The sequence below is a fragment of the Geobacter psychrophilus genome (assembly GCF_056821595.1).
This window is the reverse complement of sequence record NZ_JBXDTU010000004.1, coordinates 1,626,920-1,649,066: the sequence shown is the minus strand read 5'-3', so window position 1 is coordinate 1,649,066 and position 22,147 is coordinate 1,626,920. Positions and strand designations below refer to the sequence as shown.

Here is a 22,147-nt window from a genome sequence, read left to right as displayed (position 1 = left end):
CGTTGGAAACAGGATGTTGAACATCGTAACCCCCCCGGCTTCAATTCGCACGATCTGCTCAATGCAGAATGCTTTTTTCATCAGAATCCCTTTGTTGTTATTTCCTATCCAGCATTTCTGCAATCTTGCCAGCAACTTCACCCGTTAATACCGGACAGACTCCCTTGTGAGTCTGACGGATCGTTTTGCAGCAGGTCACGCCGTACTTTTCCTTGAACCAGCTATGCAGCTCCTTGGTCAGGTGGGTGGTCGCCTTTTTGTCATGCAGCACCAAACCGATTGCAACGGTGCCTCCTGACACCGCACCACAGATGCAGCCAACACTGGAGCCGCCGCCAAACCCGGAGACGGTGCCGACAATGGTCTCCGGCACGCCCGGAGCAAAGTGTTTACGGATGGCCTCCATGACCGCCTCGGCGCAATGATGCGTCCCGGCGCGGTAGAGCGTCTCAGCCTCCAGACGACAAATTTCGGCCAGTTCCATGCCTTCCAATGATGGCTCTGCTTTTTTTGACCAGAACATTACTACTCCTCTGCGTGAATGTTATATCGTTAGTATGTAGACTGCGAGGCTTTGGGAACCGTGTTGATGGCAGACGGTATGATCCCGTCGCAGAAAACTATCGCCCGAAGGTCCCGGTTTTTACCTCTGTCAGTACACCGTTTCTAAACGTGAGATAGTGAACCAGGGTATGGGGACCCTCATTGTAGGTCCACTCCTCGACCTCGATATAGCGAACCCGGCCCTTATAGGTTTCCTCGCTGTCGGTCCGCTTGATTTTGTTGGTGGGGGAATCACATTTGACCATGACCTCTGAAATTGAATCGCCGCTGGAAACGATGCTGCCGTTGGGGCAGCGAAAGTTGTCGGCAAAGGACTCAGGTACAGAGAAAACCAGGATAGCCGCCAGGATCCAAAATAATTTCATAGTCAACTCCTGATTTGAAATACATATGAAAAACAATATGTGCTGGCATGAAAAATGTCAAGGGGAACCTGCCAGGTGACTATAGCAAAAAGCCTCATCAACGTATCCCGGGCAAACGGATCAGGATCCGTTGATAATCGAATCTGAAAAACAAAAGCCGAAAAGTGACGGGCACTTTTCGGCTTGAGTGTGAACAATGTGAAGGAGAGAACTACTTGACCAGTACGAACTCAGCCCTTCTGTTTTTGGCCCAGGCCTCTTCGTCATTACCCTGAACGGCCGGTTTTTCTTTGCCGAAGCTGATTACTGAAAGACGCTCCGGTTGAACTCCCAGAGTAAGCAGGTACTGCATTGCCGACTTGGCGCGGCGCTCTCCCAGAGCCAGGTTGTATTCTGCTGATCCGCGCTCATCGCAGTGACCCTCGATCTTGAGATTTGAACCCTGCTTGGATTTCAAGAGGATCTCGGCGTTCTTTGCGAGGACATTTCGGGCATCCTGTCGCAGGTCGGACTTGTCGAAATCAAAGTAGACCGTTTCCAGGCTGGCTGCGGCCGGTGCTATCGCTGCAGCAGGCTCTGCAGGTTTGGCTTCTGCAATCCTGACTTCATCTGTTTTGGCACTAGGCTGTTGCGCAGCCTTGTCAGCTTCCTTCCCGGTCTCTGCTTTGGCCGCTCCGGTTTTGGCTGTAACGGCCGCCGGTTCCTCGGTTTTTACTACATCCTTGTTTGCACAGCCGCCAGTCACCATGGCTGCCAGGCACATCCCCGCCAACAGTGTGATCATCCCTCGTTTCATGATAAAACTCCTTTAAAAAGAAAATGCGGCTCACCGCTGAGTCGTCAAAAAGATGAAGAAATTATACATAACGCAAGTCGTTTTGCAATTGCTAATCGTGAATTATTTCAAAAAGTTCCGTGAAATCATTGACAAACAGATGATCAGCGCGGCGACCAGGCCGGCTGGGTGCTGCGGCCTTTGCCCTGGCTGACCCGCACCTGGCCGCTGCCGTCGGCCCGCATGACATAGATGGCCTCAACCCCTCCCCGTTTTGAGCTGAAAGCCAACAGGCGACCGTCAGGTGACCAGGTCGGGTTCTCGCTGCTGCCGGTTGTTGTCAGCTGGGTGTCTCCCGTTCCGTCGGTATTGATGGTATAGATCTGGAATGCGCCGCCCTGCATACGGGCATAGGCAATTCTGTCCCCTTTTGGCGACCAGCGCGGGTTGACGTTATAACCGCCGCTGGTGGTCAGGCGGCGCACATTGCTGCCATCGGCATTCATGACAAAAATCTGCGGTTTGCCCAGTCGGTCGGATACAAAGGCCAGTTGTTTGCCGTCAGGTGACCAGGTCGGTGAAACTTCTATGGCGGGATTGGACGTCAGACGGGTCGGATTGCTGCCGTCCCTGGCGATGCTGTAGATCTCGGAATTCCCGTCTTTGCTGAGCGTCAGGGCGATTCTGGTGCCGTTGGGCGACCATGCCCCGGTTATATTCAGTCCCTTGCGATTGGAGAGCGGAACCTCGACCGTGTTGGAGAGTGCCCGCCGGTACAGATCGGGGTTGCCGCGCTTGTAGGAACTGAAGATGATTTCGCGACCATCGGGTGAAAAGTCGGGATTGAGGTTGATGGAGCCGTTTCTGGTCAGCTGCAGCAGGTTATGGCCGTCCCAGTCCATGATCACGATCTCCTTGTTCCCGGTCTGACTGGAAACATAGGCAATGTGAGTGGTAAAGGCCCCCTTTTCACCGGTCACAACCAGCATGATCTCATCGGAAAAGGCATGGGCAAAGCGACGCAGATCCCTGGTTGAGCCCAGGTAGCGTTTGGCGGTCATCAGCTTGCGGTTGACCAGGTCGAACAGCCGAAACTCGACAGTCAAATTCTCTCCCGTGATGCTGTATTCACCACGCACGAGCAGGTCAAAACCGGCGGTCATCCACGGCAGGAAGGCGGTCTCGGCCAGATTGCCGCCGGACAGGGTTGTCTGCGGGCGTGTTTCAGCAACGGTGACACCGGACATATTCATGTCGAAGGTGATCACATCACCCATCTCTGTGGCAGCGACCGTGCCGGTAGCCGGATTCAGGTTGCGTGGATATTCTACGGCCAGTTTCAGCTGCTTGTTGCCGGGTGCGGTGACTTCAACGGCTTCGGGACTCCCGTTTTGGGCGTATAACCCGCTTGGGAGTGACAGGAGAAAGAGAAAGACAATAAATAATTTAGTCATAGTAGTTGTTCTCAATGAATTCATTTTTTGTTCTGAATAGTTCCATCGGGTTTGAAGACAAAGACACCCTCGAAGACCTTGCGATTAGGTGGCGGGGTGAATTTTTCACTGGCCGTATCGATGGCCCGCAATACGGAAATCTCGAAGGCCCGGTCACCACTGCTGCGTTCGGTCTTCTTGCGGGACAGCTTGCCGTCAGTGTCTATAAAGAGACGGACCGTCATCTCGGGATTTTTACTGGTATAGCTGATGGTGCCGCGAAAAGCGTCCTTCAGGCGTGATTGCAGGTAGGCCAGGTAGTCGCTGCCGGCTTCCTTACCGGTACCATTCGGCATGCCGGCGCGCCCGGTGCCCTGGTTTTTGACCTTTTCCCGCAAGCGGGCCAAGGCAGCCTCTTCCTGCCTGGCTTCAGCCGCTCGCTCCATTTTGGCCATACGTTCGGCGAATTCGGCTGAAGATTCAACCGCCGAATCCTTGCCCTTGGCGGGTGCCTTCTGCGGTTTGGCGGGAGTTTTGGCACCTGTCTTGGGCGGTTGCGGCAGGGCCATGGGAGTTGCGGGGGCTTTGGGAGGTACCGGTGCCGGCTGCGTGTCATTGCCCTTCTGGCTCGGGCTGCCGGCCTGCGGGGAGGCCACCGGCAGGTTGACAATATCCACGTAATAGGTTTCCTGGATCTTCAGGGGCGCCATAAGGCCGCCACGCCAGAGCACCAATAAAAAAACCGTCAGGTGGATGACGGCTGAAACAATGAAACTGACACCCATGCCGGTGTCTTTTGCTAGCGGACGGGAGCTCATTACTTAGCTGCTGGTTCCGTTACCATACCGAGGCGCTCGATGCCGGCGCCCTTGATATCAGCCATGGCCTTGACCACTTCGCCGTAGGGAACCCCGGCGTCAGCCTTGAGGAAAACCTCTTTCTTTTCACGGGTGGCGAACATGGTGGAGAGCTTGCCGCGCAGGTCAACAGCCGGGACCTGTTCCTTGTTGATAAAAATCTTGCCACTCTTTTCAACGGTCACGACAACCGTATCCTCCAGCGGTGTCATGGCCTTGGTATCTGCCTTGGGCAGGTTGACCTGCACACCCTGCTGCATCATCGGCGCGGTGACCATGAAGATCACCAGCAGCACCAGCATGACATCCACCAGCGGCGTGACGTTGATTTCTGCCATGATACCCCGGTTATCGTTACGTCCGCCCATGGCCATGGCTATTTACCCGAAATATTACGCTGCACGATATTGAGGAACTCGGTGGAAAAGCTGTCCATTTCGTTGATCAGTACGCGTATTTTATGCTGGAAATGATTGTAGGCCATAACCGCCGGGATGGCGGCCACCAGGCCGATGGCGGTGGCAATCAGCGCCTCGGCAATGCCCGGGGCGACCACGGCCAGCGAGGCGGAACCGGTCTTGCCGATACTTTCGAAAGCGGTCATGATGCCCCAGACCGTGCCGAACAGACCGATAAAAGGCGAGGTGGAACCGGTGGTGGCCAGAAAGGTCAGGTACTTCTCCAGGCGGGTGATCTCCGAGTTGGTGGCGCGTCGCAGTGCACGGGATACGTTTTCGATGCCGCCCAGGTCGGTACTCATGGAACTGTTGTCGCTTTTGTTGTCTGCTTCAACAACTTTTTTCAGTTCACCGTAGCCTTCGTTGAACAGTACGGTCAGGGGAGAATTGACGAAGCGATCCACCTGGGAGGCAATGGTGTCAAAGCGCTTTGACTTCCAGAAGAAATCCATGAATCGCTCGGATTCAGCGTTGGCGCGATGCACTTGGACGAGTTTGAAGAGAATGATGGCCCAGGAGACGACCGAGAAGAACAACAGCAGGAACAGGACCAGTTTGACAATGATGCCGGCGCTAAGTAACAAGGCCACGAAAAGCACCTCCAAAGGATAAAAATAAAGTAAAAACGTAGTCCTAACAGGTGGTCAAGTCAAGTTAAAATCAATACAGCTCGGGCCGGCGGTCGTTGAAGCAGGGTATCTGCGCTCTCCAGTCGGCCATGGTCTGCTGGTCCAGCTGTGCAGTGATCTCACACTCTGTTTCGCCCGCCTCGGCCAGTACCTCGCCCTTGGGGTCGATGATCATGCTCATGCCGAAGAAGTCCAGTTTGCCGATCAGTCCGCAGGCGTTGCAGGCCACCACGAAGAGCTGGTTCTCGATGGCCCGCGCCCGCAGCAGGGTGCGCCAGTGTTCCTGGCGCGGCTTGGGCCACTGGGCCGGCACGCAGATCACAGCGGCACCTTCCAGGGCCAGACGGCGGGAAAGCTCCGGGAAGCGCAGGTCGTAGCAGATGATCACGCCGACCTTGCCGATTGAGGTCTCGGCCAGCAGCCAGGAGTCACCGCTGTCGAAGGCCTTGTCCTCGCCCAGCAGCGAGAAGAGGTGCAGTTTGCGGTAGATCCCGGCCAGAGTGCCGTTATCGGCCACATAGACCGTGTTGAAGACCTTGTCTCCGTGCGGTTCGGGCATGCTGCCGACTATCACCAGTTTCAGTTCCCGCGACAGTTCCAGCAGTTCCGCTACAATTCCGGCGGTGCGCCCGGCCAGTTCATTCAGATTCCTGTAGGCAAAGCCGGATGACCACATCTCCGGCAGAACGGCCAGGTTGGCGCCCTGAGCTGCAGCCCGTTTGAGGGCTGCGCGGACATAGGCCAGGTTGGCGTCCACGTCGCCCTGGGTAACGGTAAACTGGATTGCTGCGGCATGTATAGTTTTCACTGCAATGTCCTCACTTTGTCAGCTGGGAATTCAGATAGGCATTGATGATATCCAGGCGGATTTCGCGGGGCTTGCTGGTGCCGTCGCTGGGGGCTACCATGCCTTCGCTCTCCATCATCTCGATGATCCGGGCGGCGCGGTTGTAGCCGATGCGCAGGCGGCGCTGGACCATGGAGATACTGGCCTGCTTGGTCTCGGCCACGATGCGCAGGGCATCCTCCCAACGTTCGTCCTGCTCCTCCTCGTCTCCGGAACCGCCCTTCTCGTCCGTATCCTTCATCTCCAGGATCGACTTTTCGTAGACCGGTTTGCCCTGCTTCTTGAGGAAATCCACTACGCGCTGCACCTCGGCATCCGAGACAAAGGCGCCGTGGATACGCTGCAGACGCGAGGTACCTGGGGGCATGTAGAGCATGTCGCCGGCACCCAGCAGGCTTTCGGCACCGTTGCAGTCCAGGATGGTGCGTGAATCGACCTTGGAGGTGACCTGGAAGGAGATGCGCGACGGCAGGTTGGCCTTGATCAGGCCGGTGATGACATCCACCGAGGGGCGCTGGGTGGCCAGGATCAGGTGGATGCCCGAGGCACGGGCCTTCTGGGCCAGGCGGGCGATATGCTCCTCCACCTCGCGACCGGCCACCATCATCAGGTCGGCCAATTCGTCTACAATCACCACGATGTAGGGCAGATGGGCGTGTTCCAGGACCTCCGTGTCGTCCAGCACAAAGGGGATCGGGTCATCCAGCACCTCGCCCCCTTCCTCCTCGATGATCTCCTCCAGCTCCATGATGAGCTCGTCCTCGGGGAGCGCGCTGTTCATCTCTTCCAGCTCAAGGGCCTCGCCGGCCAGTTTCTTGTTGTAGGAGTCGATGTTGCGGACACCCTTGTCTGAGAGCAGTTTGTAGCGGCGCTCCATCTCGTTGACCGCCCATTTCAGGGCCAGGGAGGCTTTCTTGGGTTCGGTCACCACCGGCAGCAGCAGGTGGGGGATGCCCTCGTACATGGAGAATTCCAGCATCTTGGGGTCAACCATGATCATGCGGACATCGCGCGGTTCGAACATGTAGAGCAGCGACAGGATCATGGTGTTGATCGAGACCGACTTGCCCGAACCGGTGGAGCCGGCCACCAGCAGGTGCGGTGCCTTGGCCAGGTCGGTGACGACCGGGATGCCGGCGATGTCCTTGCCCAGGGCCAGCGGCAGTTTCATCTTGTTGTGGTGGAATTCCTCGCAGTTGAAGATCTCGCTCAGGAATACCATGTCGCGGTCGCGGTTGGGTACCTCGATGCCGACGACACCCTTGCCGGGGATCGGCGCCACGATGCGGATCGACATGGCCTGCAACGCCATGGTCAGGTCATCGGACAGGCCGGCGATGCGGCTGATCTTGATGCCGGGGGCCGGTGAGAACTCGTACATGGTGATGACCGGGCCGGGGCAGATCTCGACCACCTCGCCGTCGATGCCGTAGTCCTTGAGCTTTTTCTCCAGCAAACGGGCGTTCATGGTCAGGGTGTCACGGTCCAGCTTTTTCTCCTGTGCCGGCGGGGTGTCCAGCAGCGAGAAGGGGGGCGTCTTGAAATCACCCTCGGCCTTGATGAAGGCAAAGGTTTCCTGCACCGCGGCGGTCTTGACGGCTTCCTTCTTCTTCTCCTTGTCCTTCCGGAAGGTGTTGAGGATCGGCGGAGGAGGTACGGCCGGCTTGATAATCGGGCCTGTTGGAGACGCGGCCGGCATCCCTTCCTGCTTGGCCTTTTCGCGCTGGAGTTCCTTGCGGTTGAGTGCCCGGCGCTCCTGCCAGGCCGCCCACTTCTGCTTGAAGTTCTCCAGCCACCAGCCGGCAAACAGCACAAAGGAAAACTTGGACAGGATCATGATCGAGGCGGCCAGGAGCGGCAGCAGCAGCAGCATGGCGCCGGTGGCGCCGACGGTGTTTTTCAGGAGGGTGCAGGTCAGTTTGCCCACAGCCCCGCCGGTGGCAACCTGCTGGCCGAACAGCGTGGTTGTATCGCGGAAGAAGGCAAACAGCGTGGAGAGCGAGAAAATCAGGCCGAACGAAGCCAGCAGCTTGTAGGAGCGCAGGCGGATCTCCTTGAAGCGGAACAGGGTGTAGGCCATGTAGAGCAGCGCCAGCGGGATCAGGTAGGAGGCCAGGCCGAAGCCGCTGAAAAACAGGTCGGCCACCTGGGCGCCCAGGCGGCCTCCCAGGTTGTTGATGCCCCCCTCGTTGGAATAGCTGTTCCAGGAAACATCGGCGGTATTAAAGGTCAAAAACGCCAGCAGGATAAAACTGCCGACCGTGCCCAGCGCCATGCCCTGCAGTTCTTTGGTGAGTTTTTCTTTTTTCTGGTCGTTGGTGCTCATGTAGCGGGGTTCCTTATAAGTGGATAAACGTGGTCATATTACCTGTAATCGAGGGGGGGAGGCAAAGGAAAAAAACGGTGGTTGCGACAGAATACGCATCAGCAGCGCGCTACGAACTTCTCGGGGGGACTTGACCAGATCAAGACCATCCCGCGCACAAGACTTCCGCTTGCTTCAGCACCAGATCCAGCGCATCTTCCTGCTTATCCGGCGGATACTTCCATTTGCGTAGCGTCCGCCGCACCAAGTTGCGCAGCTTTTCGGTGATTTTGACTGTACTGTTCTTTGATGTTAGCAGCCGGTTTTACGCCTAAATAAACAACACTCTGTTTTTATTGCAATTTTGTCCTGGCAGCGGTGTTTACATTGGGTTACGCCTAAATGAAAACCGCTATGCCCAGAATGGGGTGTACCGCGTATAGCGTTTGGAGCGATTTTCTGGATCATCAAGCTTCACAACTCCAGCGTCAAGTGCATCAGCAATTATGCGTGAAACAGTTTCAGATCGGTTATCGGGCAGACGAAACCGCTCGCGCAAGCTCTGATTTGTCATTTTTTCATTGTTGACGTAGCGGAGACAGCAATGCAGATAGCAAGCTCTTACCCGTTCATTACTGTCCATCTCGGTAAAATCCTTGTGGGCAAACAGCACAATCGACGTATGGTGTGTCCCGACACGAAAGTCTGGGGCAGGCAGCTGATAATATTCGGTACTGAAAATAACCTTATCGATGCCGCTGCTCTTTTCTTCGCAAATACCCATGCGACGCATCAAGTCGGCCAATCTCTCGTTGCGAGATTTGTACTCGTCAACGAATCGTTCCGTCGGGATCATCGGTTTGCCGGGGTTAGCAATTTCGATTCGATCAGTGTAGATTTCAACCAGCACAGAGGAGCCAGTCTCTTCAAAATTCTGGTGGATGAGCGCATTTGCCACAAGTTCACGGATGGCAATCTCAGGATACATTTGCGTCTCTTCCCGCAGAGCCTTGCCAATCACTTCGTTAGCTGGCAACTGACTGCTTATGTACGAAATAAGGCCCTCAAAACCAACTGCATACCCCTTCGCACCCATTTGATCGCGAATTGTATCAAGCTTGTTCTTTCCCTTATAGACAATCACCCGTGGCGTCTTGCGTCGTAGCGTCTCGAACTGCCGTAGGTCCTTTGCCAGCAGTACCGCACCGAGATTGGTTATCGCAAGCTGAGTACCATTGTGGCGGACCAGATCTTCGCTGAGTAGGCGGGAGATTATCCCTTCGCGGTCTGAAGGCAGGGGGAGTTTGAGCAAATCGAAAAAAGTCTGAACATCCAGTTTGGCAACCACTTCATCAGCGGAAAGATGGCTTACAGCAATTTAATCGAGAAACCCGGGTTGCCCCTCGGAAAAAATCTTCTTAAGTTGCTCGGGCGTCATCGGCACCAGTTCCTCACCCGCCCGCATGAAATAACGGCCTTTATACTCTATGGGCTGGCCCGCTGGCCGGGATGGAACGGTAAACACCAGAACCCGACCATCCGGGTGGTCAAGCTCAGTTGAAGTTATCCTGAAGTGCAGGCGTTCGTAGATTCCAGCCACAGTTCGTGCCGGGATATCGAAAGCCTTGGTACCAACAACCTTGCGCGGCCGTTTGTCAGAAACGCCAAGCACCATATGGCCGCCACCCTCGTTGGCCAAGGCAACGCAGTACCCTACGAGCTTTTCAAAATCGTAGTCGTTCTTTGCTTCCTTGAACTCAAGATGCTCATCTTCGGAAGGTGCAAGCAGCCATTGTTCCAGTTGTACTAGAGAGACGTTCATCCTACACCCTGCCGTGACCATATATTTTGTAACGTACTTTATTTACAGTAGATTGCATTGTTTTACTCAGATATTTTTTCAGGAAAACATACCATTTTTCCTGAAGAGTAAACGGCCCTTTACGTTGACAAAACCCACCAAAAAATTTATTACTATTGTCGGGACTGGGGATGCTCGGTCGGCTTAAGGCTTCGGCGGATGCGCCGGGGCCTTTTGTTTTTATAATCACAACGCAGTATCTTTCACCTCTCGCTCCCCTTGACGTTTATGGTCCCGTTATTAATCCGTAGCCCTTCACAAGTACGGTACTAATTTCTAATTCTCAACTTAAATTTTGTACGTGGTTGAGACGCGACCCTGTTGGTACTCTCGCTTTTTCAGGCTAAATTGACTCCATCGCGCTCTTGATGGCCTTAGATAGTTTCTCCAGAGTTGGTACTGACACGGAAAATAGCATGAAACCCCTGCTATCTCCAGTAAAAGAGGGGTAAACCCCAAAAAACAGAAAAGTGTGTTAGCAAATGGTTTTTGTGCCAGAAATGTTCAGAAATAATTTGTAGCTTACCAATGCAAACCGGCCCTGAATGAGGAATCATGCAGGGCCGGTGATACATCTGGGATCTGTTTTAGATTATTTGCTGCTGCAGCAATAAATTATGCTATAGGATGAATCAAGGATGCCTCAGCGCAGGAATTCGCATGCAGGAGACTGTGTATGGATGAAGTTCAGACCCCGGAGGAAAACTATGGACCGGCGCTCAGCCTGATTCGGCGCCGGCGCCGGTATTTCTTCGGCACCATTCTCATTTACATGCCCGCCATGTGGGCAGTTCAAAAAATCTCACCGAAATACTCTTCAATTGCCATCGCCATCGGGGCCTGGGTTGTTGTTCTGTTCGTTGCCACGCTCATGTCGGCCATTACCCGCTGCCCCCGCTGCGGCAATTACTTTCACCTGCATGGTATGACCCTGCTGTACCTGAGAAAATGCCTGCACTGCCAGCTGCATATCAACGCGGACAGAAAAAAATAACGCTGGGATCAGCGATCACATCGCCCGTATATCATCTCCCGGACGGATGGCCCCGCCGCTGATGACCCTGGCGAAGATCCCCTCCTTGGGCATGACGCAGTCGCCGGCCTGATAGTAGATGGCGCAGCGGGTGTGGCATTCCTTGCCGATCTGGGTCACCTCCAGCAGTGTACCCCCGACCTGCAGCCGTGTGCCTATCGGCAGAACGACCAGATCGATGCCGACTGTGGTGATGTTTTCGGCAAAGTCGCCCGCATTCACATCCAGCCCCATGGCCCGCATCTTGTCGATGCTTTCCTGCGCCAGCAGGCTGACCTGGCGGTGCCAGTCACCGGCATGGCCGTCGCCGATAATGCCGTGGTTCTCGCGCAGCTCCGCCTCTGCCACCGGCTTCTTGCGTTCACCCTTGTTCTCGCTGATACAGACCGCCAGCACGTGAGCCATCTAACTATCCTCCTACCTGTGACATCGTGAAATTTTTGTGGGTGTAGCCATCCGTAGAGATATCGTGACGTTCAGGTTTGTCCGAGACGATCTTCTTCAGCACCTCCTCCAGTCTTGCGCGGTCCGGCGGCCGCAGAAACGGCATCAGGTCGGTCCGTTCATCGCTGAAGAGACACCCCTTGGCTTGTCCGGTGGAGGTGACCCGGATGCGGTTGCATTCGCTGCAGAAATGGCCGGATACGGCCGTGATGATGCCGATGCTCCCCTGTGCGCCGGGAATGCGGAAATCGCGGGAAGGGCCGGAAAAGGGGCCCTTGTCGATTGTTTCCAGGGTGTGGTGCTCTGAAATGCGCTGCAGGATCTCCTCGCCGGAAATACAGAAGCGCTGCCAGCCATCTTCCTTGATTGCCGGCATATACTCGATGAAGCGGATCGAATTGCCCCTGGTGCGGGTCATTTCGACAAAATCGAGGATTTCAGCGTCATTGACGCCTCGCATGATCACGCAGTTAATCTTGGGGGGCGGGAACCCGACCCGCTCGGCCGCATCCACTCCGGCCAGAACGGTCTTCAGGTTGCCGCCGCGGGTAATCTCGCTGAAGGTCCGGGGATCAAGCGAATCCAGGCTGACGTTCAGGCGCTGCACCCCGGCCCGGTACAGGTCGGCAGCCAGCTTTTCCAGCAGGAGACCATTGGTCGTCAGGGCCAGGTGTTGCAGGCCGGGGATGGCCGCCAGTTTTTCCAGAAAGCCGGTGATGCCCGCCCGCACCAGCGGTTCGCCGCCGGTAATGCGGACCTTTTCGATCCCCAGCCCCACGGCGGTCTCGGTTATCAGCAGCAGTTCCTCGTAGCTGAGAACCGCATGGTGCCCCTTATTGACGATACCTTCCTTGGGCATGCAGTAGAAGCAGCGCATGTTGCAGCGGTCGGTGACCGAAAGGCGCAGGTAGTTGATGGTTCTCCCGTGGGAGTCAGTCAGTTGCATGAATGATGTGCTTTTCGACAAAATCGGCCACCTGGGCCGGGTTGTTGAGGTCCAGCAGCGGCACGTCCAGTTCCAGCGGCTCATCGCTGGCCACCGCTATCAGGCTGGGGTCGTGCTGTTCCCCGCGGCAGAGCAGAGTCGGGCTCCGCTCGGCGCGGTGCACCTCGATCTTGGGCAGGCCGCTCTTCTTGAAGCCTTCGGTCAGAATCAGGTCCACATCGCCGAAATAGGTGGCGATCAGTTTCTCGATGGGGGGCGATTCAGTGTGCCGTTTCACTATGGCCAGTTTTTCCGGCGACGAGATCAGCATGGTGTCGGCACCGGCTGCGGTCAGGCGGTAGCTGTCCTTGCCGGGATGGTCGATGTCAAAGCGGTGGGCATCATGCTTGATGACCCCTACGCGGTAGCCGCGACCCTTGAGTTCTGCGATGACCTTCTCCAGCAGGGTCGTCTTGCCCGTATTGGACTTGGCGACGAATGAGACGGCTTTGGCGATCATGGGGTGTCTCCACTTGGTTTCATATAGATGCTGATTAGAATGTAGCGCAAAGGTATGGGTGCTGCAAAGGAAAAGCTGATTTTCTTGACCTGTGTCATGTAAGATCGGACCCATGTGAGGCAGGATGACAACCATGAACACGCTGACAAAAAACCAGAAAAACGATATCAGATTAATCGGAAAGTTTGTCGAGGTGTACTGCGCCGGGAAACATGCTGCGGCCGAACGTACGGCCTTCCGGCTGCCGGCAGATCTGGGTGAGCGTCGGGTCTGCCCGGAATGTGCAGCCTTTCTGGAGTACGCTTTCACCAAGCGCCTGAAATGCCCGCTGGAGGCAGAGAAGCCGAGCTGCAAGCACTGCCGGATCCACTGTTATGACGGACCGCGTCGCGAGAAGGTGCGGGAGATCATGTCCTATGCCGGGCGGAGATTGATGCTGCGGGGGCGGCTGGATTATGTCTGGCATTATTTTTTTTGAAATTCCGCAATACCGAGAAATAACGATATCTAACAAAACAAGGACAGAAAAAGGAGCTACACATGCTACGAAAGATTGTAAAAATTGATCCGGACAAATGCAACGGCTGCGGGGATTGTGTACCTTCCTGCGCCGAAGGGGCCATCACCATTGTTAACGGCAAGGCGGTGCTGGCGGCCGAGAATCTGTGCGACGGACTGGGCGCCTGCCTGGGTGAGTGCCCGATGGACGCTATCACCGTTGAGGAGCGCGAGGCCGATGAGTTTGACGAGGTCGCGGTGGCAAAACACCTGACAGCCCAAGGTAAACCTGCCCCGGCCCATACCCCGCCAGCTGCTGCCCACCATGGCGGCGGTTGCCCCGGATCACGTGCCATGAGTTTTGCCAGGCCTGACCTGAGCAAAGATGCAGGATCCCAGGAAACAACTTCCGCTGCAGCCGGCAGTCGCCAGAGCCAGCTTGGTCAATGGCCGGTCCAACTCAGCCTGGTGTCCACCACTGCGCCCTATTTCCAGGGAACCGACCTGCTGATCACGGCCGATTGCGTGCCGGTTGCCTACGCCGGCTATCACGAGGATTTCCTCCGGGGAAAAGCGGTTGTGATGGGATGTCCCAAGCTGGATGACAACAACTTTTACCAGCAGAAGCTGACCGAGCTGTTTACGAAGTCGGATGTCAAAAGCATTACGGTGCTGAAGATGGAAGTGCCCTGCTGCGGCGGCATCGCTGTTGCGGCCCGCCAGGCCCTTGCTGCCAGCGGCAAGCAGATCCCGTACAAGGAAATCACGATCGGTATCAAAGGCGATATCAAGGGGTAGGTCAGAGCTGTTCGAAAATGAAAAAGCTCCTGTCAGCCTCTTCCGAGTCCCTGACAGGAGCTTTTTTATTTGATCCTAAAAACGGCAGGTAACCACAGATACATAGGATGAACACGGATAAAACCTAGCCCAGATAAACTGGATAAGTGCGTTAACGAAATTATTTTCTTGCCAAAAAGTGCAGAAAATAATTTCTAACTTACTAAAGATTCTAACGATAAGTCCATCACCTCTTTGGTTTACAATTTTTGCATTTAATTATCTGTGTTTATCTATTCATCCCAGTTTCAAATGTTTTTATAGGTTGAGGTTTCACGTCAAATTGACGCAGCTGAAGCGCCGGCAGATTTCCGGCCGGTCTTCGTAAATGCTACAGCGGCCAGCGACAAGAAATTCACAGTTATAGTCGATCACCAGGCGATGGGGGCCGATCAGGCTGAGCTGCAGACGGGTGGCGCCCAGCACCTGGAGCCGCTTGTACTCATCCCAGGTCAGGGCGACATCCGAGAAGGAGCGGCAGCAGGCACCGCCGCACCCCTGGCAGTGATCATTGCCGTCGTGCGGCTGGTCAAGCAATACGCCTCTGAGTTTTGTCCTGGAGCGGTTGGTGAGGGGCATGACAGTAACCTCCTGTCCGGAAGTGTCATGGTAGTTGCGGCTTCTCCTGATATTATTTCACAGTTTAAACTGTCGCACCAGCCTTTGCAGTTCTTCCGCATTGCCACTTAGCTGCGCCGCCGCAGTAGCGGATTCATGGGCTCCGTGCGAGGTCTGCTGCACGACTTCGGTTATCTGATGCATGTTGCTGGATATCTCACTGGTGGTGGCGGTCTGCTCCTCTGCGGCGGTAGCGATCTGGTTGACCTGCATGGCCACGTCGTTGATTTGCTGCAGGATGTCGCTTAACGATGTTTCCAGCCGGGCGGCCTCAACGGCTCCCTGCTCGGTGCCTCTGACCCCATCCTCCATCGAAGTGATGGCCTGTTTTGTCTCCGACTGGATTGCCTTGATCATCTCGCTGATCTCTTTGGTGGCACGGGTGGTGCGTTCGGCCAGGGCCCGGACCTCGTCGGCAACGACCGCAAAGCCGCGTCCCTGTTCACCGGCACGGGCCGCCTCGATGGCTGCGTTCAAGGCCAGAAGATTGGTCTGGTCGGCGATGTCCTCGATGGTGGCCACGATGTCCCCGATCTGGTCGGATCTTTTGCCCAGCGACTCGACGATCCTGGCATTTTCGCGGGTCTTGGCGCCTCTGAACTTGATGCCGTCGATGGTGTGCTTGACCACATCAAACCCGGCCTGAGCCGTTCTTGAGGCCCGCTGCGCCCCTTCGGCAGCTGACTGGCAGTTTTGGGCAATATCGCCGGAGGTGGCCGACATCTCTTCGCCGGCTGTGGCCACGGTTGCAGCCTGGGAGGCAACCTCCTCGGCGCCGGTGGCGATGCGCTCGGCGGTTGAGTTCACCTGGGATGCTGCCGCTGATACCTGGGATGAACTCTCCGCCACCTTATGGAGCGCCTGAGAGAACGAATCGGCCATGGTGTCAAAGGAGTCGCCAATCGTCCCAAATTCGTCCCTGCTGGCCAGTCGGACCCGTTGTGAAAGGTCTCCTTTGGCCATGGCACCGCTGGCCCGTATCAGGGAAGCGGCTGCAGAGGAGATGGAGCGGATGATAAAAACGCCTAAAATTAGCGAGATAATTATGGAGACAACTATTGCTCCTGTGACGAGCAGCATGGTTGTATGATAGTGGCTGACAGCCTCCTCGTGTGATTTTTTTGCGAGGGATTTTTCGTTTTCATACAATTTGATGGCCGCATCGTTGGCAGCCTTGAAGTACGGGTTGATCTTCTTCAAGGTCAGGGCTACCGCCTCTTCGAACTTTCCCGCCTGGATCGCTTCGCGTGTCGGCAGCAGACCCTCTTTGACGAAAAGAGCCCGTTTTTCGGCAAAATCATCAGCCAATCGTTTCTCTTCCGCGCTCATCGAACCACTGGTGTACTCTTTCCAGATAGCCGTAATCTCATCGATATTCTTCATGACCTGATCGGTATGGAAGGGCAGGCCGTGATCGTGCATCTTGACGATATCCGGGTTGCGGGGGTCATGCTGGAGCGAAAGCAGCAGCTGGATACGATTATCACGCATCAGACCCATGATCTGGCTGAGCTGAGTGACGCTCGTCAGGTTCTCCTTGTAAAGCGTTTCGATCTGATCGTTGCTGGACTTCATCCCGACCAATCCGAGAACCCCCGCGACAGTTACCGAAATGCATCCCACCAGCAGTATGATCATGATTTTGGTTTTAATGGTGAAATTCATGCAAAGCATCTCCCAGGTTTTGTAGACGTGTGATCATATGTGCCATAAATATGATTAAACTTTAGTACGTTCGGTATGACGTATGAATTCCTGCAATAGTCGGGGATTGATACACTGAATTCATGCCCGTTGCAACAGGCAATTGATCCCTTCAGCTAAGTTCGCGACAGAAGCGTCCTTTCTCCACTGTAGCCGGATGTTACACGTCGTCCGATGTCTCCGGGCGATTGAAAGTCGCACCGTATCTACCAGCGCCGGCATCTGACGCGCAGAATTGCGAATATGTCCATGTTCCCGGTAGATGGAGCAAACAAAAATTCAACCAACTGCCAACAGAACCAGAGCCAGGGGCAGCCTTGGAAAGAGCGGTATCAGATATGGCTTTTGTCCGTGAGTATTCATGTCTTGTTACGCAAAAAAAAGGAGCAGCGTCAGCAGCAGGGGAAAGAGGTTCAGGTAGGTGAAAAGAAAACTCCTGGAACGCAGTGATGCAAGGAATATCAGCGGCAAGGGAAAGGCAACATACCACAGGGCTATGGGCCGCCCGATCATGCCGAAGGCCGGCAGGAGCATGGCACCCGCGATGAAGGCGATCAGCCAGAGCCAGAAGAGCAGGTTTCGGCCGACCGGCGTGGTGTTTATTTCGAAAACAGGAATTCCTGCCCGACGATAATCGGCCTGATGGCGTTCCTGCAGCAGCCAGAAGTGCGGAATCTGCCAGAGGAAGAGCAGACCGGCCAGGGTGATGATGCGGAAATCGGTCGGTGTGCCGCCGGCCAGGCACCAGCCGATCAGAGGCGGGAAGGCCCCGCACAGTGCCCCCAGCAGCAGGGTCAGTGGTGTTTTACACTTGAGCGGGGTATAGACGGCCAGGTACCACGCCAGGGCTGTCATGCCGAGCAGGGGGGGCAGAAGCCCGCCGATCATGGCGAGCAGGGCAAGGCCAGCCAAAATGGAGCTGAATCCGGCCAGGACAGTGGTAGTTGCGGACAGACGTCCCGTAGGCAGCGGCCGCTGACTGGTGCGGGTCATCAGGGCATCCAGGTCACGCTCCAGCACCTGGTTGAGGGCCGAGCCCCCCATGGCCAGCAGGGTGACTCCGCTGAAGGCGGCCAGCAGTGTCATCGCCCGGATCTGCGCCGGGAAGAGGCCATAACCCCCCAGGGCCGCCACACCGTTCAGGCATGCCAGGCGCAGGCGGAACAGGCTGGCCAGGTCGCGGATCATTTGAGCCCTTTCAGGTATTCCAGAATTGCTTTGAGCTCCTCGTCCTTGAGCGAGAAGGGGGGCATGATCGGCGGGAAGCCCTTGACTATGTCGGCACCCGGTTCAAGGATGGAGCGCCGCAGATAGGCTTCGTCCGACGTGATAACCCGTACCGCACCGCCTGTCACAACCGTAACGCTGCGTCCCCAGATCCCCTTGAAGCTTGGGCCTACCTTCGTTGAACCATCCTCCGAATGGCACCCCAGGCAGCCATGCTTTTCCAGCAGCTCATGTCCGCTGTGTTCATTAACGCCCTCTCCCTTCTCCAGCCAGGCGGTAAATGCTGCCTCGGGCAGCGCCTCGACCGTGGTGATCATGGCTGAATGGTCGGTGCCGCAGTATTGGGAACAGAACAGGTCGTAGCTGCCCGATTTTGACGCTACAAACCAGGCATGGTTCTTCATGCCCGGCACCACATCCCGCTTGACACGGAAGGCCGGCAGGAAGAAGCCGTGGATGACATCCTGCGACACCAGGTTGACCTTGACCGGCTTGCCAACCGGCACATACAATTTCGGACTGGTCCTGCCGTTGGGATAGCTGAAGCTCCACGACCACTGGCGGGCCGTGGCGGTCACCTCCAGTGCCCCCGGGGGGACGTTGCGTAGGGACAGGTAGCCAGCCCAGCCGTAGTAAAACATGGCCAGCACCAGCAGGGTCGGCAGCACGATCCAGACGATCTCCAGCCAGAGATTGCCCTCGGCTTGCGAGGTCGCTTCCGGTGATCGTGAGCGGTGGTAGCGTATGACAAAAAACAGCATGGCCGCAGTGATGCCGAGCAGCAGCAGCAGGCAGGCCCCGAAGATAAACATGAAGACCGGGTCGATCGCTTCGGTTGTAGACATCAAACGTGCAGGATTCACAGTAGTTCCTCAGCCCGGAAAAAAGTATTAACGGTAGAGCACATCAAAAAAGGTGAGGCCGATAAAAATGGCCAGAGTCGCCAGGGCCAGGAACAGCAGCCAGCGCAGAAGCCGCTCCTCATACTGCATGTGCATGAAGACCGCGATCACCAGCCCGGCCTTGAGGCAGGCAATGGCCAATGCCCCCAGCACCTTGTAGCCGCCCAGGTCCAGGCGGGTGATGCCGACGGTCAGGGCGGTCAGTGCCAAGAGCGCCAGCCAGATGCCGGTCAGTTTTCGGTAACTTATGATGTGGTGCGATTGATCGTTCATGGCAGAGCCTTTACAGAACCAGGTAATACAGCGGGAAGATGAAGATCCAGATCAGGTCCACCAGGTGCCAGTACAGTGCCCCGTTTTCCAGCAGAATGAAGTCACTGCCATTGACTGCGCCTGATTTGACCTTGATGGCGATCCAGGCCAGCAGCGCCGCGCCGATGATCACGTGCAGTCCGTGGATGCCGGTGGTGATGTAATACAGGCTGAAGAATACCGATTCCCCCGGCGCACCGGCCTTGAGATGAGCGGATCCGGGGTAGATGCCGTGGCCGATCTTGGTGCCCCATTCAATGTACTTGATAATCATGAAGCCGGCGGCGCAGAGCATGGTACCACAGATCAGCCCCACGGCCCGGCGGGTCTCTGCGCGCTGCACGGCACTGACCGCCATGGCGGCAGACAGGCTGCTGGTCAGCAGGATGACTGTGTTGGCTGTACCCATGACCCAGTCCAGCTGTTTGCCTCCGGCAGCGAACTCCTGCGGGTAGCGTTTCAGATAGACCGCATACAGCAGGAACAGGCCGCCGAACAGCAGCAGTTCGGTGAACAGGAACAGCCACATGCCCAGCTTGGCTCCGGCGTAGTCCTTGTGTTGTGAGTGCGTCATGGTTTTGCTATCCCGTTAAAATCATAGGGCCCGTGGGTCACGGTCGGTTCCTCAATAAAATTCTCCGTGGGCGGCGGCGTGGGGATACTCCACTCCAGGGTGGCGCCGCCCCAGGGGTTGCCCACGAAGGGTGCGCCCCGGTAAAGTCCGCGGAACAGGTTGACCAGCATGATGATCAAACCAAATGCCAGGATCCAGCTGCCGATCGTGGCGACCAGGTTGAGGGTGGCGAATTCGGGCAGATAGTCGTAGTAGCGGCGCGGCATACCCCGCATGCCGAGCACCTGCATGGTGAAGTAGAGGATGTTGAAGCCGGTGAACATCAGCGCCCAGGCTACGATGGCCGGACCCTCGGCATAGCGGCGGCCGTAGAACTTGGGCAGCCAGTAGTGCATGGCGGCAAAGAAGGCGAAACCTGAGCCGCCAAAGATCACGTAATGGAAATGTCCCACCACGAAATGGGTGTCGTGCACGTGGATGTCGGTGGCGGCCGCCCCCAGGATCAGTCCGCTCAGGCCGCCGATGGAGAAGAGCAGGATGAAGGAGAGGGCGAACAGCATGGGGGCCTCCAGGGAGATGGAGCCCTTGTAGAGGGTCGAGACCCAGTTGAAGACCTTGATGGCCGAGGGGATCGCCACGATAAAGGTCAGGAACGAAAAGACCAGCACGGCGGTGTCGCTCATGCCGCTGGTGAACATGTGGTGTCCCCAGACCAGCGAGCCGAAGGCGGCAATGGCCAGGCTGGAGAAGGCGATCATCTTGTAGCCGAAGATCGGCTTGCGCGAAAAGACCGGGATGATGTCCGAGACCACCCCCATGGCCGGCAGGATCATGATGTAGACCGCCGGGTGGGAATAGATCCAGAACAGGTGCTGGTACATGAGCGGGTCGCCACCCTTGGCCGGGTCAAACAGGCCGGTGCCCAGCATGCGCTCGGCCATGACCAGCACCAGGGTGATGGCCAGGATCGGCGTGGCCAGGATCTGCACCCAGGCTGTGGCATACAGGGACCAGGCGAAGAGCGGCAACCGGCCCCAGGTCATGCCGGGGGCCCTGAGGCGGTGGATGGTGGTGACGAAGTTGAGGCCGGTCAGGATTGACGAAAAGCCGACGATGAAGACCCCGAAGACAGCCAGGGAGACGTTGGTGCCGGTACGGGCGCTGAAGGGGACGTAGAAGGTCCAGCCGGTGTCGGGCGGACCGCCACCGGTGAAGAGCGCGGTCAGGATGATGGTGGCGCCGATCATGTAGAGCCACCAGGAAAACAGGTTCAGGCGGGGAAAGGAGACGTCGCGGGCGCCGATCTGGATCGGCATGACCAGGTTGCCGAAGGATCCCTGAAAGCCGGGGATGATGAATAGGAAGATCATCACCACGCCATGCACGGTAAAGAGGGCGTTATAGGACTGGGCGCCCATGATCGTGCGGCCGGGTGCCATCAGTTCGATCCGGATCAGCAGCCCCAGCAGTACCCCCACCAGGAAGAAGCCGAAGGTGGAATAGAAATAGAGCAGCCCGATCCGTTTGTGGTCGATGGAGAAGATCCAGGAGCTGATGCCGGTTCTGCCGGTATCGTTCCAGAACCCTCCGTCAACCTGTTCAGCCGATGTCATGAATCCTCCGATTGTGCGCGTTTGCGTTTCTTGCCGGTCATCAGAAGAAACAGCAGGAAGCCGCCTGCACACAGGATAACAACTGTGGCGCTTACCCGCAGCAGATTGAACACGTACGTCTTGCCTTCCGGATCAAAGGTAAAGCAGTAGTCCATCAGCTTGCGGACCGATGCCCCGGCTACGCCGCTTTTTGCTTCGGCAATTGCCAGTGCCAGGTCCTTGGGCAGGACGGCGATGCCGTACAGATAGCGGATGATCGTGCCGTCAGCAGAGACCACCACGCTGGCGACCGGATGGATGAAGTCATCCCCCTGGCGCTGAAAATGGTAGCCGATGGCCTCGGTAAAACGGCCGATACTGGCCGCGTCCCCGGTCAGAAAGCGCCAGCCCTCTGCAGGAAAAGGCGTTCTGATGGCGGTCAGGTAGGTGCGTTTGCTCCGGGCGGCCATCTCCGGCGTTTCAGTCTCATCGAAGCTGATCGAAATAACCTTATAATCCCTTATCGGCTGACGTTCAAGCGTTTGCAGGGTACCAGCCATCCTTCCCTGCTGGTAGGCGCAGACGTTACGGCAACTGTAATAAACCGGCAGGATGATGGTCGGCCCGGTCACCACGTCAGCCAGGTGAACGGTCGCGCCGCTCTCATCACGAAAGGTTATGTCGAGAGGGATTTTGGTACCCAGGCGTTCCACAACATCCGTCGACGTTGTCTGGACGGCTGCGGTGGCGTGCAGAGGCGACGGTACGGGGCAAAATATACCGAACATGAGCAGAACAATGCAACCCAGGCGCCACAGTTTTCGTAAAACAGTTTGCAAATCCATGGAAAACTGATATCAAAAACCT

26 protein-coding genes are annotated in these 22,147 nt (G+C 56.5%); 3 read left to right on the top strand and 23 right to left on the bottom strand.

The window, feature by feature from the left end; genetic code table 11:
* Positions 1–97 precede the first annotated feature (97 nt).
* The 12 genes from ACOCF6_RS10060 to ACOCF6_RS10005 form a co-directional block, all read right to left on the bottom strand.
* Positions 98–523: a C-GCAxxG-C-C family protein gene (locus tag ACOCF6_RS10060; RefSeq protein ID WP_482460249.1), complete on the bottom strand. Its 426-nt coding sequence runs from the start codon at positions 521–523 to the stop codon at positions 98–100.
* A 97-nt stretch (positions 524–620) separates the two neighbouring features.
* The gene (locus ACOCF6_RS10055; RefSeq protein ID WP_482460248.1) at positions 621–929 is read right to left on the bottom strand and encodes a DUF2845 domain-containing protein; all 309 of its coding nucleotides are present in this window, start codon (positions 927–929) and stop codon (positions 621–623) included.
* Between the two features lie 211 nt (positions 930–1,140).
* Positions 1,141–1,725 (bottom strand): peptidoglycan-associated lipoprotein Pal, encoded by a 585-nt coding sequence (gene pal, locus ACOCF6_RS10050; RefSeq protein ID WP_482460247.1) that lies wholly within the window; start codon positions 1,723–1,725, stop codon positions 1,141–1,143.
* A gap of 143 nt (positions 1,726–1,868) precedes the next feature.
* Positions 1,869–3,158, bottom strand: a complete 1,290-nt coding sequence (gene tolB / locus ACOCF6_RS10045) for a Tol-Pal system beta propeller repeat protein TolB (RefSeq protein ID WP_482460246.1) — start codon at positions 3,156–3,158, stop codon at positions 1,869–1,871.
* A 20-nt stretch (positions 3,159–3,178) separates the two neighbouring features.
* Positions 3,179–3,955, bottom strand: coding sequence for an energy transducer TonB (locus ACOCF6_RS10040; protein WP_482460245.1), 777 nt, complete (start codon positions 3,953–3,955; stop codon positions 3,179–3,181).
* The gene (gene tolR, locus ACOCF6_RS10035; protein ID WP_482460244.1) at positions 3,955–4,368 is read right to left on the bottom strand and encodes a protein TolR; all 414 of its coding nucleotides are present in this window, start codon (positions 4,366–4,368) and stop codon (positions 3,955–3,957) included. The genes ACOCF6_RS10040 and tolR overlap by 1 nt, the downstream gene beginning before the upstream one ends.
* 2 nt (positions 4,369–4,370) lie before the next feature.
* Positions 4,371–5,042, bottom strand: coding sequence for a protein TolQ (gene tolQ, locus ACOCF6_RS10030; protein WP_482460243.1), 672 nt, complete (start codon positions 5,040–5,042; stop codon positions 4,371–4,373).
* Positions 5,043–5,112: 70 nt separating this feature from the next.
* Positions 5,113–5,889, bottom strand: a complete 777-nt coding sequence (locus tag ACOCF6_RS10025; protein WP_482460242.1) for a carbon-nitrogen family hydrolase — start codon at positions 5,887–5,889, stop codon at positions 5,113–5,115.
* A 10-nt stretch (positions 5,890–5,899) separates the two neighbouring features.
* Positions 5,900–8,254, bottom strand: coding sequence for a DNA translocase FtsK (locus tag ACOCF6_RS10020; protein ID WP_482460241.1), 2,355 nt, complete (start codon positions 8,252–8,254; stop codon positions 5,900–5,902).
* Between the two features lie 139 nt (positions 8,255–8,393).
* Positions 8,394–8,510 (bottom strand): type I restriction enzyme endonuclease domain-containing protein, encoded by a 117-nt coding sequence (locus tag ACOCF6_RS10015; protein WP_482463322.1) that lies wholly within the window; start codon positions 8,508–8,510, stop codon positions 8,394–8,396.
* A gap of 135 nt (positions 8,511–8,645) precedes the next feature.
* Positions 8,646–9,581, bottom strand: a complete 936-nt coding sequence (locus ACOCF6_RS10010) for an ATP-binding protein (RefSeq protein ID WP_482460240.1) — start codon at positions 9,579–9,581, stop codon at positions 8,646–8,648.
* A 30-nt stretch (positions 9,582–9,611) separates the two neighbouring features.
* A complete protein-coding gene (locus ACOCF6_RS10005) occupies positions 9,612–10,055 on the bottom strand; it encodes an AlbA family DNA-binding domain-containing protein (RefSeq protein WP_482460239.1) in 444 nt (147 codons plus the stop codon).
* 715 nt (positions 10,056–10,770) lie between these two features.
* On the opposite strand from ACOCF6_RS10005, the gene ACOCF6_RS10000 reads away from it, so the two are divergent.
* Positions 10,771–11,088, top strand: coding sequence for a hypothetical protein (locus tag ACOCF6_RS10000; RefSeq protein ID WP_482460238.1), 318 nt, complete (start codon positions 10,771–10,773; stop codon positions 11,086–11,088).
* Positions 11,089–11,103: 15 nt separating this feature from the next.
* On the opposite strand, the gene ACOCF6_RS09995 is transcribed toward ACOCF6_RS10000, so the two are convergent.
* The 3 genes from ACOCF6_RS09995 to mobB are packed head-to-tail and all read right to left on the bottom strand — an operon-like array spanning position 11,104 to position 13,016.
* On the bottom strand, positions 11,104–11,532 hold the full coding sequence (locus ACOCF6_RS09995) for an MOSC domain-containing protein (RefSeq protein WP_482460237.1): 429 nt from the start codon (positions 11,530–11,532) through the stop codon (positions 11,104–11,106).
* Between the two features lie 4 nt (positions 11,533–11,536).
* The gene (gene moaA / locus ACOCF6_RS09990) at positions 11,537–12,517 is read right to left on the bottom strand and encodes a GTP 3',8-cyclase MoaA (RefSeq protein ID WP_482460236.1); all 981 of its coding nucleotides are present in this window, start codon (positions 12,515–12,517) and stop codon (positions 11,537–11,539) included.
* Positions 12,504–13,016: a molybdopterin-guanine dinucleotide biosynthesis protein B gene (gene mobB, locus ACOCF6_RS09985; RefSeq protein ID WP_482460235.1), complete on the bottom strand. Its 513-nt coding sequence runs from the start codon at positions 13,014–13,016 to the stop codon at positions 12,504–12,506. The genes moaA and mobB overlap by 14 nt, the downstream gene beginning before the upstream one ends.
* A gap of 133 nt (positions 13,017–13,149) precedes the next feature.
* Here mobB and ACOCF6_RS09980 point away from each other — a divergent pair, with 133 nt between their 5' ends.
* Both ACOCF6_RS09980 and ACOCF6_RS09975 read left to right on the top strand, forming a co-directional pair.
* Positions 13,150–13,494, top strand: a complete 345-nt coding sequence (locus ACOCF6_RS09980) for a nitrous oxide-stimulated promoter family protein (protein ID WP_482460234.1) — start codon at positions 13,150–13,152, stop codon at positions 13,492–13,494.
* A gap of 62 nt (positions 13,495–13,556) precedes the next feature.
* Positions 13,557–14,312 (top strand): ATP-binding protein, encoded by a 756-nt coding sequence (locus ACOCF6_RS09975; RefSeq protein WP_482460233.1) that lies wholly within the window; start codon positions 13,557–13,559, stop codon positions 14,310–14,312.
* A 312-nt stretch (positions 14,313–14,624) separates the two neighbouring features.
* On the opposite strand, the gene ACOCF6_RS09970 is transcribed toward ACOCF6_RS09975, so the two are convergent.
* The 8 genes from ACOCF6_RS09970 to ACOCF6_RS09935 all read right to left on the bottom strand — a co-directional run bounded on the left by ACOCF6_RS09970 (position 14,625) and on the right by ACOCF6_RS09935 (position 22,125).
* Positions 14,625–14,930 carry a YkgJ family cysteine cluster protein gene (locus ACOCF6_RS09970; protein WP_482460232.1) on the bottom strand — a complete coding sequence of 102 codons (306 nt, stop codon included), beginning with the start codon at positions 14,928–14,930 and terminating at the stop codon, positions 14,625–14,627.
* A 57-nt stretch (positions 14,931–14,987) separates the two neighbouring features.
* Positions 14,988–16,634 (bottom strand): methyl-accepting chemotaxis protein, encoded by a 1,647-nt coding sequence (locus ACOCF6_RS09965; RefSeq protein ID WP_482460231.1) that lies wholly within the window; start codon positions 16,632–16,634, stop codon positions 14,988–14,990.
* 408 nt (positions 16,635–17,042) lie between these two features.
* On the bottom strand, positions 17,043–17,861 hold the full coding sequence (locus ACOCF6_RS09960) for a UbiA family prenyltransferase (protein ID WP_482460230.1): 819 nt from the start codon (positions 17,859–17,861) through the stop codon (positions 17,043–17,045).
* Positions 17,858–18,763, bottom strand: coding sequence for a cytochrome c oxidase subunit II (gene coxB, locus ACOCF6_RS09955; protein ID WP_482460229.1), 906 nt, complete (start codon positions 18,761–18,763; stop codon positions 17,858–17,860). The genes ACOCF6_RS09960 and coxB overlap by 4 nt, the downstream gene beginning before the upstream one ends.
* Before the next feature lie 27 nt (positions 18,764–18,790).
* On the bottom strand, positions 18,791–19,075 hold the full coding sequence (locus ACOCF6_RS09950; RefSeq protein WP_482460228.1) for a cytochrome C oxidase subunit IV family protein: 285 nt from the start codon (positions 19,073–19,075) through the stop codon (positions 18,791–18,793).
* A gap of 10 nt (positions 19,076–19,085) precedes the next feature.
* Positions 19,086–19,688: a cytochrome c oxidase subunit 3 family protein gene (locus ACOCF6_RS09945; RefSeq protein WP_482460227.1), complete on the bottom strand. Its 603-nt coding sequence runs from the start codon at positions 19,686–19,688 to the stop codon at positions 19,086–19,088.
* Complete coding sequence (gene ctaD, locus ACOCF6_RS09940) at positions 19,685–21,301, bottom strand: cytochrome c oxidase subunit I (RefSeq protein ID WP_482460226.1); 1,617 nt, start codon at positions 21,299–21,301, stop codon at positions 19,685–19,687. Before ctaD ends, ACOCF6_RS09945 begins: the two co-directional genes overlap by 4 nt.
* The gene (locus ACOCF6_RS09935) at positions 21,298–22,125 is read right to left on the bottom strand and encodes an SCO family protein (protein ID WP_482460225.1); all 828 of its coding nucleotides are present in this window, start codon (positions 22,123–22,125) and stop codon (positions 21,298–21,300) included. The genes ctaD and ACOCF6_RS09935 overlap by 4 nt, the downstream gene beginning before the upstream one ends.
* Positions 22,126–22,147: the final 22 nt, after the last annotated feature.